Origin of the sequence: Enterobacter sp. MF024, assembly GCF_005843915.1 — a bacterium.
Taxonomy (GTDB): Bacteria; Pseudomonadota; Gammaproteobacteria; order Enterobacterales; family Enterobacteriaceae; genus Enterobacter; species Enterobacter barmai.
The window spans coordinates 463,128-476,440 of record NZ_VCBB01000001.1; the positions used below are offsets into that span (position 1 = coordinate 463,128).

Annotated in this window: 12 protein-coding genes; 6 read left to right on the top strand and 6 right to left on the bottom strand. The window is 57.7% G+C overall.

The window, feature by feature from the left end:
• Positions 1-19: 19 nt before the first annotated feature.
• Entirely contained in the window at positions 20-1,465 is a 1,446-nt protein-coding gene (locus tag FFB58_RS02415; protein WP_138368860.1) for a M20 family metallopeptidase, read from the bottom strand.
• Positions 1,465-2,775, bottom strand: coding sequence for a M20 family metallo-hydrolase (locus FFB58_RS02420; protein WP_138368861.1), 1,311 nt, complete (start codon positions 2,773-2,775; stop codon positions 1,465-1,467). The genes FFB58_RS02415 and FFB58_RS02420 overlap by 1 nt, the downstream gene beginning before the upstream one ends.
• A 174-nt stretch (positions 2,776-2,949) precedes the next feature.
• Here FFB58_RS02420 and FFB58_RS02425 point away from each other — a divergent pair, with 174 nt between their 5' ends.
• From FFB58_RS02425 to FFB58_RS02435, 3 genes are all read left to right on the top strand, one after another.
• Positions 2,950-3,858 (top strand): LysR family transcriptional regulator, encoded by a 909-nt coding sequence (locus tag FFB58_RS02425; protein WP_138368862.1) that lies wholly within the window; start codon positions 2,950-2,952, stop codon positions 3,856-3,858.
• Positions 3,859-4,214: 356 nt separating this feature from the next.
• Positions 4,215-4,778 carry a DNA endonuclease SmrA gene (smrA, locus tag FFB58_RS02430; RefSeq protein WP_138368863.1) on the top strand — a complete coding sequence of 188 codons (564 nt, stop codon included), beginning with the start codon at positions 4,215-4,217 and terminating at the stop codon, positions 4,776-4,778.
• Between the two features lie 12 nt (positions 4,779-4,790).
• Positions 4,791-5,735, top strand: coding sequence for a zinc-dependent alcohol dehydrogenase family protein (locus tag FFB58_RS02435; RefSeq protein ID WP_138368864.1), 945 nt, complete (start codon positions 4,791-4,793; stop codon positions 5,733-5,735).
• A 3-nt stretch (positions 5,736-5,738) separates the two neighbouring features.
• On the opposite strand, the gene FFB58_RS02440 is transcribed toward FFB58_RS02435, so the two are convergent.
• Positions 5,739-6,776 (bottom strand): AI-2E family transporter, encoded by a 1,038-nt coding sequence (locus tag FFB58_RS02440; RefSeq protein ID WP_039029202.1) that lies wholly within the window; start codon positions 6,774-6,776, stop codon positions 5,739-5,741.
• 419 nt (positions 6,777-7,195) lie between these two features.
• Between FFB58_RS02440 and mdtJ the strand changes: the two genes are divergently transcribed.
• The 3 genes from mdtJ to FFB58_RS02455 all read left to right on the top strand — a co-directional run bounded on the left by mdtJ (position 7,196) and on the right by FFB58_RS02455 (position 10,123).
• Positions 7,196-7,558: a multidrug/spermidine efflux SMR transporter subunit MdtJ gene (mdtJ, locus tag FFB58_RS02445; RefSeq protein WP_039029203.1), complete on the top strand. Its 363-nt coding sequence runs from the start codon at positions 7,196-7,198 to the stop codon at positions 7,556-7,558.
• Positions 7,545-7,874, top strand: a complete 330-nt coding sequence (gene mdtI, locus FFB58_RS02450) for a multidrug/spermidine efflux SMR transporter subunit MdtI (RefSeq protein WP_138368865.1) — start codon at positions 7,545-7,547, stop codon at positions 7,872-7,874. Before mdtJ ends, mdtI begins: the two co-directional genes overlap by 14 nt.
• 86 nt (positions 7,875-7,960) lie before the next feature.
• The gene (locus tag FFB58_RS02455) at positions 7,961-10,123 is read left to right on the top strand and encodes a bifunctional diguanylate cyclase/phosphodiesterase (RefSeq protein ID WP_138368866.1); all 2,163 of its coding nucleotides are present in this window, start codon (positions 7,961-7,963) and stop codon (positions 10,121-10,123) included.
• 1 nt (position 10,124) lies between these two features.
• Here FFB58_RS02455 and FFB58_RS02460 read toward each other — a convergent pair whose 3' ends face one another.
• From FFB58_RS02460 to FFB58_RS02470, 3 genes are all read right to left on the bottom strand, one after another.
• A complete protein-coding gene (locus FFB58_RS02460) occupies positions 10,125-10,946 on the bottom strand; it encodes a serine protease (protein WP_039029206.1) in 822 nt (273 codons plus the stop codon).
• A 279-nt stretch (positions 10,947-11,225) separates the two neighbouring features.
• A complete protein-coding gene (gene asr, locus FFB58_RS02465) occupies positions 11,226-11,546 on the bottom strand; it encodes an acid resistance repetitive basic protein Asr (protein WP_039029207.1) in 321 nt (106 codons plus the stop codon).
• Between the two features lie 148 nt (positions 11,547-11,694).
• Positions 11,695-13,179, bottom strand: a complete 1,485-nt coding sequence (locus tag FFB58_RS02470; RefSeq protein WP_138368867.1) for a carboxypeptidase M32 — start codon at positions 13,177-13,179, stop codon at positions 11,695-11,697.
• Positions 13,180-13,313: the final 134 nt, after the last annotated feature.

Below are 13,313 nucleotides of genomic sequence, written 5' to 3' on the forward strand. Positions count from 1 at the left end.
ATGTTGTTGTGTAGTTTTATTATTTTAAAGGTGACGGTGTCACGTTTTCTGGGATCGGGCAGTGATACGGTTTGTCATTGAGTTGCTGAGTAAACTCCTTCCGGCAGGCGGTCAGCAGCGCCGGGTCCTGCAACAGATTCAGGACGGTGGCGCCCATCACTTTACCGGCGTGCAGCATGCCTTTATGGGCGATGGAGGTGCGGCCCTGCGCCACCAGTTGCCAGGTATGCAGCGGCGTGCCCACGGTAAAGCAGGGGCTGAAGCACTGGGCCACCGGCATTTTCCAGCTGACATCGCCCACGTCGGTAGAGCCTGCCAGCACGTTATCGGTGATGGCGTAAGGCGCCACTTCGTCAATCAGCAGGGTCTGCTGGTGGCGGCGGGCAAACTGTTTTCCTTCTTCACCCCCGGTTGCGGCAATGTTTTTCAGGCTGTTTTGCAGATCGTTGTCGCTCAGCGTGGCGCGGATCTCCCCGGCGAAGGCGCGTTCCTCATCGTTCCATGCCGGGGTGCCGTAATGCTGCACGGCGCTGTACATGGCCGCTTCCAGCGTGCGGTTAGGCAGGTAGCTGGAACAGGCTTTTTCAAAGCGTCGTTCCACGGTAGTTTCGGTCATCATTGCCGCGCCCTGGGCAATTTTTTCGATACGCTCATAGATCTGCTGCGCGTCGGCCATTTCCGGGGCGCGGATCAGATACAGCACTTCCGCCTGGGCCTGGACCACGTTCGGTGAGATCCCCCCGGTGTCGGTGATGGCGTAATGAACCCGGGCTTTTTCAATGATGTGTTCATTGAGGAAATTGGTGCCGGTGGTCATCAGCGTGACGGCATCCAGCGCGCTACGCCCCAGATGCGGGGAGTTCGCCGCATGGGCCGCGGTGCCGTGAAAACGCCAGGCGACCTGGATGTTGGCTAAGGTACTGACGTTAAACATCCCGGCGAAGGCTTCGGGATGCCAGGTGACGGCGGCGTCCACGTCATCGAACAGCCCCTCGCGCACCATAAAGGTTTTACCCGAGCCGCCTTCTTCCCCCGGACAGCCGTAAAAGCGCACGGTGCCGCTCCCTCCGTGCTGCTCCAGCCAGCTTTTCACCGCCACGGCGCCCGCGAGGGCGGCAGTGCCGAGCAGGTTATGCCCGCAGCCGTGGCCGTTGGCCCCGGGCGTGTCGCTTTGCGGTGCGGCGCAGTGCGCCTGCTGGCTCAATCCCGCAAGGGCGTCGTACTCCCCGAGCAGGGCGATAACCGGTTTCCCCTCGCCGTAGCTGGCCATAAAGGCGTTCGGTATGCCACCAGCCTGACGTGTAAGTTTAAAACCTGCCTCTTCCAGGGCACCGGCCAGCCGTTCGGCAGACCAGAACTCTTCAAAACGGGTTTCCGGGTGATCCCAGATCTCATCGGCAATGGCGGTAAACTGCTGCGCGCGGGTGTCGATGGCATCCTCAACAAAACGGTAAATGGTCTGCATTACACACCTCGCGTCCACGGGAAGTTAAGCGCGGTACGCGCCAGGGTTTCGATGGCAATGAGCATCACCGTCTCGTCAAAGTCGAATTTTTCGTTGTGATGCCCGGCGCTGAGGGTGGTGCCGAACACCATATAGGAGGCGAGCCCGCCGTTTTGCTGAACCCGCGCCATCATTAAGGTGGCGTCTTCAGAGCCGGCCGGGGCTTTCACCTTGTCGATGGCCTGTTCAACGCCGGGAACCTGCGCCGCCTGTTCGCGTAAGTAGTTCACCCACGCCGGGGACGGCTGGCTTGAGGTCGCCGCACCCATCAGGCGCAGCTCATGGCTGACGCCGTGCATCGTCGCCGCGCCGTCAATTACCGCTTTCGCGCGCCCGAAGACGTAGCTGTTAATGGCTTCGCTCTCGCCGCGGGTCTCCACCTTCAGCAGGGCGCTGGCAGGCACAACGTTACGGCCGCTGCCCGCCTGCATCACGCCGACGTTCACCCGGGAAGCCCCTTCGCTGTGCGGGGCGATACTGTGCAGGCCGATGGCGGCCTGGGCGGCAGCCAGCAGGGCATTACGTCCCTCTTCAGGTTTGCCGCCAGCGTGCGCCGCCACGCCGGTAAAGCGGACGTCGAATTTGGTGGTGGCCATAAAGTTATCGCTGCCGCAGATCACGGTGCCCGCAGGCACGCCGGTGCCGATATGGATAGCGGTGAAGTAGTCCACGCCATCGAGCGCGCCTGCCGCAACCATCGCCCGCGCGCCGCGGGTGCCCTCTTCGGCAGGCTGGAAAATAAGTTTGATGGTGCCGTTCAGCTGCTCCCGGTACTGCATCAGGAGATGCGCCAGCCCAAGACCGATGGTGGTGTGACCGTCGTGGGCGCAGGCATGCATCATGCCGTCGTTACAGGAGGCAAACCCCTCCCGGAAGGGAAAATGGTCATTGTCACGGGCTTCATCCAGATCCAGCGCGTCCATGTCCACGCGAAACGCCAGCGTTGGCCCCGGACGGCCAGTGTCCAGCGTGGCGACAATTCCGGTAAAGCCGCCTTCAAACGCGCCGAGCCATTTTTCAGGCGCGCCCTGCTGACGGGCACGGGCAAAGGCTGCTGCCAGGGTGGCATCGTCAGGCAGGCCCATACGGCTGTCGGCATCGACCACATCGCGCCCCATCGCCAGGTCGTAGCCCAGCTGGTCAAGCACCTCGGCGACCTTTGCCGCAGTGCGGAATTCCACCCATCCGGATTCGGCATAAAGGTGGAAATCGCGCCGCCAGGCGGTGAGTTGCGGGAAGAGGGCCTTCAGATCCTGCGCCAGAGTATGCATATCGATTCCTGTATCATAAGAATATGTGAACTGCTTCACACTGTGATAGTTTTTACTTATCACTAACCGTTTTTTCACAGATTTAACCTTTCGTGGCTTACCCTCGCACATTCATTTCCATTACAGTAGATGACAGTTTCTTTTCTCTGATAAACAACGGTTATCGGTGCCGACATGACATTTCAGGTAAAATTTCATCAGTTGCGGGCATTTGTGGAAGTGGCAAAGCAGGGAAGCATTCGGGGTGCCAGCCGGGTATTGAGCCTGTCGCAACCGGCGTTAACCAAATCCATTAAAGAGCTGGAGGAGGGGATCTCGGCGCAGCTGTTTGTCCGGCGCAGTAAAGGGGTGACCCTCACCGAGTGCGGCGAGAGCTTTTACCAACATGCCAGCCTGATCCTCGAGGAGCTACGCAACGCGCAGGATGATATTCGTCAGCGGCAGGGCCAGCAGGCCGGGCAGATTAATATCGGCATGGGGGCCAGTATCGCCCGCATGTTAATGCCTGCCGTCATTACCCGCTTCCATCAGCAGCACCCGCAGGTCAAGGTGCGCATAATGGAAGGACAATTAGTTTCGATGATAAATGAATTACGCCAGGGCGAACTCGATTTCACGATTAATACTTATTATCAGGGGCCTTACGATCATGAATTCACGTTCGAAAAATTGTTTGAGAAACCCTTTGCGATATTTTGTCGGGAAGGGCATCCGGCCACTGGCGCTAAATCTATTAATGAGTTACTGAAATATAGCTGGACGATGCCAACCCCGCGCGGCAGTTATTATAAGCAGCTGGAAGAGATGTTTTCCCACCGGGAGCAGATCCCGCATATTGGCGTGGTATGTGAAACCTTTTCGTCAAGTATCAGTCTGATAGCGCAAAGCGATTTTCTCAGCATTCTGCCGCAGGAGCTGGGCTGCGACCCGCTTCTGGCGCACCGTCTGGTGATGATCCCGGTAAAAGAGCCGTTACCCAAAGCAACCTATTACCTTATACAAAGAAGGGATTCCCGTCAGACGCCGTTAACCGCGTCATTAATCACACAATTCAGACGTCACGCCCGGCAGGTTATTTCTTAATCAAATTAAGGATAAAAAAATGGAGCCTGTCGACATCCAACAGACCCCACAGTACACACAGCATTGCTCCACATGCGACTCTGCTTATTGTTTCCTTAGTGCAGATACCTTTATATATAACATTTCCTGACGATTATACAGATAAGAAAGCGCCTGGTTTTAAAAAGTTTAATGTAAGTCATAAAGTTAAACATTCATAAAAATAATCTTAAGGACTGATTAAATATTAATTGCATTAACTTTATCTATAATTCTTTTTTAAATGATGAGCAGGAACCCGTCCGGCAGGACAACACCGCATTGAGCCGGGAGTTGGGCGCAGGTATAGTAGCCTGTCAGCTAAGCAGGAGGATGCCATGAACCCAGACGATAAATCGCTTTTTCTTGATGCGATGGAAGAGGTCCAGCCTCTTAAGCGCTGCACTGATGTCCACTGGCAACCCGCCCGCACCACGCGCACCCGCCAGCCTGTGGATACCAGCCAGCTCGATAACTTTCTGACCACCGGTTTTCTGGACGTGATCCCCCTGGCCGAGCCGCTGGCTTTCCAGCGCGAAGGGGTGCAGCAGGGCGTTACCGACAAGCTGCGCTCGGGCAAGTATCCGCGCCAGGCGAGCCTGACCCTGCTGCGCCAGCCCGTTGAGCAGTGCCGCCAGCAGCTGTTTACCTTTATTCGCCAGGCTGAGCGCGACGGCCTGCGTAACCTGATCATCATTCACGGTAAAGGTCGCGACGATAATTCCCACGCCAACATCGTGCGCAGCTATCTGGCGCGCTGGCTGACGGAGTTCGACGCGGTGCAGGCGTTTTGCGTTGCCCAGCCGCACCACGGCGGCAGCGGTGCCTGTTACGTAGCGTTGCGTAAATCCGGCGAGGCGAAACAGGAAAACTTTGAGCGCCACGCCAAACGCAGCCGCTAAAACATAACGTTCATGGAAAACACCGCATTATGCTACCGCCAGTTTGGTGAGCCTGAGTCTGTCCTGCAGCAGGAGACCGCGATAAAAGCCCCGCTGCAACCGGGCGATCTTCGGGTGCAGATGCTGATGACCCCGGTCAATGCCTCCGATCTGATCCCCATTACCGGTGCCTACCGCCATCGTATTACCTTGCCGGCCATTGCTGGATACGAAGGCGTGGGGCGCGTGATTGCCGCCCCCGACAGCGCTGCCTCTCTTCTCGGTCAACGGGTTTTGCCCCTGCGTGGGGAAGGCACCTGGCAGCAGTACGTGGATTGCCCGGCATCTATGGCGATCCCGGTGCCCGATACCGTTGCCACACCGCTGGCGGCGCGAGCGTTTATCAACCCGATGGCGGCCTGGCTGATGCTCAGCCTCTACCCCGTGCAGGGCAAACAGGTGCTGCTGACCGCCGCCGGTTCGGACTGCGGCATTTTGCTGGGGCAGTGGGCGCTACGGCAGGGGGCAACGGCGGTGTACGGCATTCACCGTTCGGCGATCCACGGGGAGCGACTGCGGGGGATGGGGATTACGCCCGTCGCCCAGCAGGACATCGACAGCATATGTGCCATCGCGGCGACCAGCGATCTGGCCTTCGACGCCACCGGCGGCGAGCTTGCGCAGACCATTCTGGGTGCGATGGACAAACGCGCAGCCTTTATCTGCTACGGGTTGCTCTCCGGTCAGCCCTTTACGTTACAACGTCACTTCCCACCCATGCACTGGTTCCATATCCGTAACCACTTCGAGGCCCTGAACCCGCAGGCGTGGCAGGCGGCGTTCCGTGAAATATGGCCATTGCTGGCCGCAAGCCAGTACAGTGACGCCAGGTTACTGCCGTTCACCGACTGGCAGTCGGCCCTGGCCCACTACCGGCAGGCGGGGCGTACCTGCAAGCCGGTGCTGGCGTTTGAATAATGCTTAACGAGACTGGCTCATATCACTGAGCAGCAGGGCAATGCTTTTACCGCCTTCGGTCTGCTCCAGCGCAATTTTGGCGATAATGGTCAGGGGCACCGAGAGTAGCATCCCCACCGGCCCCAGCAGCCAGCCCCAGAATATCAGCGACAGAAACACCACCAGCGTGGAGAGGCCCAGACCGCGTCCCATCAGCCGGGGTTCAAGGATGTTGCCGAAAATCAGGTTCACCAGCAGATAGCCGGCCAGCAGCACCAGCGCAGAGTAAAAGCCGCTGAACACCAGCACCTGGGCAATGGGCGGGATGGCGGCCAGCACCGAGCCGATGTTGGGGATATAGTTCAGCGCAAAGGCCAGCAGCGCCCAGACAAAGGCAAACCGCACCTCCAGCGCCGTCAGCATCCCCCATACCACCAGCCCGGTCACCAGACTGATGGCGGTTTTCAGCACCAGATAGTGCGAAACGCTGTCCAGCGCGCGCTGAATGGCGGCCATCCCTTCCACCGGGCGGGTCATCATGGGCTGGAGCTTCGCCGGAAGCTGCGGCACCTCCAGTAGCATAAACACCACCGTCAGCAGCAGTAAAAAGATGGAGGTCATGGCGCTGGAGAGCTGTGACAGCAGGGCGGTCACCAGGGTCATGGCGGCATTGGGATCGATGTACTTCAGCAGCTCTTCCATCGACACTTCAATCCCGGCCCGCTGCAGCCAGGGCTCCAGATGCAGCAGCGGCACGGCAAGCGAGGTGCGATAGTGCGGCAGGGTGCGGGCCAGCTCATTCAGCGAGGTGCCAAGATAGGCCACCAGTAACGCCATCAGCACCACGATAAGTACGATCGGCAGGGTGATAGCCAGCACCCGCGGCAGGCGCAGGCGCATCAGACGCCGTACAACGGGCTGAAGTATCACCGCGATAAACAGCGCCAGGATAAAGGGTACGATAATATCCGCCGCAAAACGGATCCCGGTCAGGACAATCACCAGCATGCCAAGCATGATGACTATTTTTAATCCGTTGAGGGTAATAATGGGTTTCGCCATGCTGGCTCCTGATGCTGTCCTTTTTATATATTCTAACGGCGCAGCGCCTTTAATAAATTAACCAAACGCAAACGGCGAGGGTAAAGAAATGAAAAGGCTTTGAGTAAAATCCTGGCTTATGGTAAAAATCAGCTGTGTTTAACTACCGGAGACAATTTTCATCTGCACTGACGAGAAGCAACACCGCAGATAATTGTAATTTTATGGACAATTTGTTCAGCATCGTTTTATCAAATCCCAGTTCCGCTCTGTACTCCTCTTTTTGCCTGCTTTCTGGCGAGCAACACTGGCGCAACGCGCTGTAGACCCTCTCTCTGCCTGAGCTGGCGCATCGCGCCCGGCCAATCTGTTGTATTTTTTTACCCGGCTGCCGCTAACGGCGAGCCGCGAAGGATTATATTCTCAAGCAGGAGAAAAACATGTTTTACTGGATCCTCTTAGCCCTTGCTATTGTCGCTGAAATAACCGGCACACTTTCCATGAAATGGGCCAGCGTCACGGGCAGCCACAGCGGCTATATTTTAATGCTGTCGATGATTGCGCTGTCCTATATTTTCCTCAGTTTTGCGGTTAAAAAAATCGCACTGGGCGTGGCGTACGCGTTATGGGAAGGCATTGGTATTCTCTTAATTACCCTGTTCAGCGTTATGCTGTTTGATGAGTCGCTTTCCGCAATGAAAATTGCCGGTCTGACGACGCTGGTGGCGGGAATAATATTAATCAAATCCGGAACCCGCAAACCGGCGAAACCACGCGGGGAGGTGTCCCATGCAACAGTTTGAGTGGGTGCATGCTGCCTGGTTAGGTCTAGCTATCGTGCTGGAGATTGCCGCCAACGTTCTGCTGAAGTTTTCCGACGGTTTTCGCCGCAAAATCTATGGTCTGCTCTCCATTGCCGCGGTACTCGGCGCGTTCAGCGCCCTGTCGCAGGCGGTAAAAGGCATTGATCTGTCGGTTGCCTATGCCCTGTGGGGCGGGTTTGGTATTGCGGCCACGCTTGCTGCGGGCTGGATCCTGTTTGGTCAACGGTTGAATCATAAAGGGTGGATGGGGCTGATTCTGCTGCTCGCCGGAATGATCATGATAAAACTGGCCTGATAGCGTCGCTGCCTGTCATTACAGGCAGCGAAATCCATGTCCTGTATTACGCTTAAACTGAGGGCATAAAACAGGACGGCCAATGCATGTATAACCCATTAAGCTGGCGTAAAATTCCTTCTGCCAGGACCTTGTTTGTTATGATCTTCATGGCAGGGGTCGGCTTAATTTTCTCTGTTGTCGCCTTGTTGTACCTCTCCCTCAACCTCATCAGCAGTAAAGCCAACGAAATCGACGAACAGCGCACGGCGCTCTCGGTGCAGGGCGCGGTACAGACCTCGGTAAACCGGGTCTGGTCGCTGGTGATTGATAATGCCGTCTGGGATGACGCGGTGCGTGAAGCCTATCGCCCGGCGCTCGACATCGACTGGCTCTACAACACCTGGGGCGCGGGCTACAAGGTCAATAATCTTTATGATGGTACTTTTGTTCTTGATGAGCGATTCCAGGTGCTGTGGGGATCGTTCAAAAGCCAGCCTTTTGCGGAGAAAAATCTCGATTTCTTTGGCGACGGCTTAAAGTCGCTGATCCTGATGCATACCAACTCCCTGCGATCGGATAAAAACATCTACGCCGGGATCACCCGCACCCGGGCGGGTATCGCTTTTGTTGGCGTGGGGCTGATCCGACCGACGATCGGCAGTCTGAGGGCGGGAGATAATACCCGCCGCTATCTGGTTATCACCCGTCATATTAACCCGCAAATCCTGCGCGACCTCGGGAATACCTTTCAGATCGACAACCTGACCTTTACGCCGGAGCGGGCTAGCGACGTCAGCGTGCCGCTGAATAGCTCATCCGGGGAAGTGCTGGGGTATCTCTCGTGGCAACCGCGCCTGCCGGGGGCGGCTGCGGCGAAAGCGGCCTCCCTCGATATCACCCAAATCGTGCTGCTCACGGCGGCGCTGATATTACTTTTTATTCTCTTCAGCTGCGTGGGGCTGTATAAACTGGCGCGCGGTGAGACGCTGGCAAGATCGGTGGCGCGCACCGACTGGCTAAGCCATTTGCCCAACCGCCGGGCGCTGATTGAAGAGCTGGAGCGGGTGAGCCAGCGCGGCGATACCGATCGCAAAAGCGTGGTGTTTATCGATCTCGATGGCTTTAAGGACGTCAATGATATCCATGGCCATGAGGTGGGCGACGAGCTGATTGTCACCATCGCAGGCGCGCTGCGCGACAATGTTCCCAAAGACGGCATGCTGGCCCGGATGGGCGGGGATGAGTTCGCCATGACCATCGGCGGCGACAACGCCGAAGCGCTGGCCTCGGCGTTTGCAGGCTTTGTTCTTGATTACCTTCACTCACCGATTACCGTCGGTGAGCGTTCGATCCACATAGGCGCCAGTATCGGCATCGCCAGCGACACGCTGGTGGACTGCACCAGCACCGAGCTGTTCCGCCGCGCCGATATCGCCATGTACCACTCCAAAATCACCGGCAAGGGACGGGTTACGCACTATGACGTCGAGCTGAACAACGAGCGCGAGAGGCGGCTGGCGATTGAAGAGCAGATCCGCCATGGCCTGGAGCATAACGAGTTTGATGTCTGGTATCAGCCGATCATCGATGCCCGCAGCCAGAAAATGGTCAGCGTGGAGGCGCTGGTGCGCTGGCCGCGGCGACCGGAAGGGCCGCTGGCGCCGGATGAGTTTATTACCATCGCCGAAACCAGCGGGCTGATTTACGGCCTGGGGCAGTTTGTTCTCAGCCGGGCCTGTCAGGATCTGGAGCCGTACAGGGATCTGAAGCTGTCGGTCAATATCTCCCCGGCGCAGTTTCGCGACCCCGAGTTTGAAGCCAAAGTGGAGGGGGCGCTGGCGCTCAGCCGTTTTCCGGCAACCCGCCTGCAGCTGGAAGTGACCGAAACCTACGTGCTGGAGAACCCGGAGCGGGCCCGCTCGGCCATCAACAATCTCAAGGCGCAGGGCATTGCGGTGGCGCTGGACGACTTCGGCACCGGCTACTCCAGCATCGGCTATCTGCGCCGCTTTAACTTCAATACCATCAAGATCGATAAGTCGCTGGCCGGGCTGGTGGATCACGACGAGCAGGCCTCGGCGCTGGTGAGCGGCACGGTGCGCATTGCCAGCGCGCTGGGGATGACGGTAGTGGCTGAAGGGGTGGAGAACGAAAAACAGATGAAGCTGCTGCGACTGGCGGGCTGCGATCAGCTCCAGGGTTACTGGTACAGCCAGCCAATGCCGATAGAGGCGATTATGGCGCTACGCCAGCAGCGCCAGTGCTGAGTTACTGCTGGGCCAGTTCGGCCAGCTTGTCACGAAAGCCGGTGACTGACAGGGCCCGGTTATCGGCCCGCCAGCGATCTTTCGCCGCCGGTGCCGAGCTCTGAACGCCGATAAGCTGCCAGCCCGCAGCGGTTTTCAGCATCAGCGGTGAACCGCTGTCGCCTGGCAGGGTGTCGCACTGATGGGACAGCACGCTGTTTTGTGCCCAGCCGGTGACGATGCAGTCCTGATGGGTATAGAGCACATCCAGATGATCTTCCGGATATCCCGCCTGGCTCACCTTGCGATCGGCCTGTTTCAGGGCAGCGGTCAGCTCTTCTTTGGTACCGGCAAACAGCGGCAGCGGGGTAATGCCCGACGGCGGATTGCGCAACACCACCAGACCAAAATCCCACGACGCGGCGGAAGGCGGCACGATCCAGCCATCGCCGTCGGCCTTTAACCGTCGGCCTAATGATGCATCAACCCGGCCTTCAATGCCGTGGATTTCGTAGCGCCAGCTCCCTTTTTGCGATACGAAGCGCAGGGCAACGGCGGTATCGGGTTTGCCTTTTGGCGGCACCAGCAGGCAGTGTCCGGCGGTCAGCGCCAGCTGAGGAGTAATGAGGGTTGCAGTGCAGAGGTTTCCGCTGGCCGTTTCCAGCTGGCCAATGGCATCCCACGGCGCGCGGGAGGGGTCAGCGACACGCGTGCGATCGTCATGCCCAAAAAACAGCGTTTGTACCTCTTTTGCGTTCGCGGCCTCGTCGTCGCCATTGTCCGCATGACTTAACCCAGAAAAGAGAAAAAACGTTCCCAGTACAATCACAACAGATTTACGCATATCACACTCTGAAGGGAATAATTATGATTATTAAATATGAACCCTGGTAATTAACTATAGACGGGACAGCGCGAAAGTGGGAGTAAAATCAGCGTGCTACACTCAGGAAATATAAAACACACCTGCAACAAGTGCGCATAAAATAAGCGTGATGAGAATCACCTCAAACCGATAGCGCTGCAACATAACGCCCTCCGGATAAAAAAACGGCGCTGACACCTTGCCGGTTCAGCGCCGGATGACTAACGTACCCGCCAGGGGCACGGTAGGTTAAGTGGCTTATGCAGCCGGTTTAGCAGCTGGAGCGGCTGCTTCGTGTTTTACTGCTTTTTTATGGTGTTTTTTAGCTGCCTGGGCTTTCTGGGCAACCGGCGCTGCGTCTTCTTTCTTCACGGCTTTTTTGTGGTGCTTTTTAGCAGCCTGCGCTTTCTGCACAGCAGCTTTCTTGTGTTTTTTGTGGTGCACAGTTTTGGCAGCCGGTGCCGCGGTGGTGGTTGCGGTCGCAGCTGGTGCAGCGGTTTTCGCGACAGTGTCAGCAGCGAATGCAGCAGAAGAGAGACCCATAGCAGCGGCAACAACCAGAGCTAATACTTTTTTCATCATCTTACCCTCGAATTGGTTTTTTCATTTAACCCCACTGCGGGGCCGTTGAAAGAACTATATCCCTGAAAATCCGGGGCTTCCGTGAGTGATTGGTATCGGCGTGTAACCTAATGTACAACGCCGGGCAGAAGCCCGGCGTGATGAGTTACAGATAGCGAGACGTCAGATGGTCGCGGAAGTAGCGGCTGTTAAGATCTTCCCCGGTCGCCTGCTCAATCAGCTGGGCGGTGGTGAAGCGGCTGCCATGCTGCCAGATGTTCTGGCGCAGCCAGTCGAACAGGGCGCTGAAATCCCCGGCGGCGATGGAGGCGTCCAGCCCCGGCAGCGCGTTTTTTGCCGCACTGAACAGCTGAGCGGCGTACATGGCACCCAGGGTGTACGACGGGAAGTAGCCGAAGCCGCCGTCGGTCCAGTGGATATCCTGCATACAGCCGTTGCGGTAGTTGTCTTTTGTCGACAGCCCCAGCCATGCCTGCATCTTCTCATCCCACAGCGCCGGGATGTCCTCCACCTCGATATCGCCATTGATCAGCGCCCGCTCGATCTCGTAGCGCAAAACCACGTGCGCCGGATAGCTCACCTCGTCGGCATCCACGCGGATATAGCCAGGCTTGACCCGCTGGTTCCAGGCGACGAAATTCTCTGGGGTGAACGCCGCCTGGCTGCCGAAACGTTCCTGAACCGCCGGCAGCAGATGGTTGAGGAAGGCCTTGCTGCGCCCGAGCTGCATTTCAAAGAACAGGCTCTGTGATTCGTGGATGGCGGTGGAGCGAGCCAGGGCGATGGGCTGACCGAGCCAGTTGCGGGGCAGGTTCTGCTCATATCGCGCGTGGCCGGTTTCGTGGATCACGCCAAACAGAGCGCTCAGCAGTTCGTCTTCGTCGTAACGGGTGGTGATGCGCACGTCTTCCGGCACGCCACCGCAGAACGGATGGGCGCTGACGTCCAGACGGCCCGCGTTAAAGTCGAACCCCAGGGTCTTCATCGCCTCCAGCCCCAGCTCACGCTGGATAGTGGTAGGGAACGGGCCCTGCGGCGGCACGAAGGACTGCTGCGCCTGCTTCTCGACCACCTGCGCCAGCAGATCCGGCAGCCAGGTTTTGAGATCGCCAAACAGATCGTCCAGCCGGGCGCTGGTCATGTCCGGCTCGAAGATATCCAGCAGCGCATCGTACGGGGTGCAGCCTTTCGCCTCGGCACGCAGGCGAGCCTCTTCCCGGCTCAGTTTCACCACCTCTTTCAGGTTGGCGGAAAAACCCTGCCAGTCATTCGCCGGACGCTGGGTACGCCAGGCATGCTCGCATTTACTGCCCGCCAGGGATTTCGCCTCAACCAGTGATTCCGGCAGCAAAGCCGCCTGCTGATAGTGGCGAGCCATCTCCCGCAGGTTGGCCTGTTCAACGTCGTTAAGATCTTCGCTTTCGGCGTTACGCAGCCAGTCGGCTACGTTTTTGTCGGTCAGGATTTGATGCTGCAACACGCTCAGTTCCGCCAGGGCTTCACCCCGGGCGGCGCTACCGCCTGCAGGCATCATGGTGAACATGTCCCAGCTGGCGATAGCGGAGAGGTGAGAGAAACGGGAGAGACGCTGGAAGGTGCGGGTGAGTTGCTGATAGTTATTCTTTTTCATTAAGACCTCATGTCTGCATCAACTGATAGCTAAAAGTACCATCAGGTCGGGCGAAACACGAGGCCACGTAACATTATTGCAAGCGTGCAGATCGGTTTTGTAGGCCTGATAAGCGTAGCGCCATCAGGCATTTG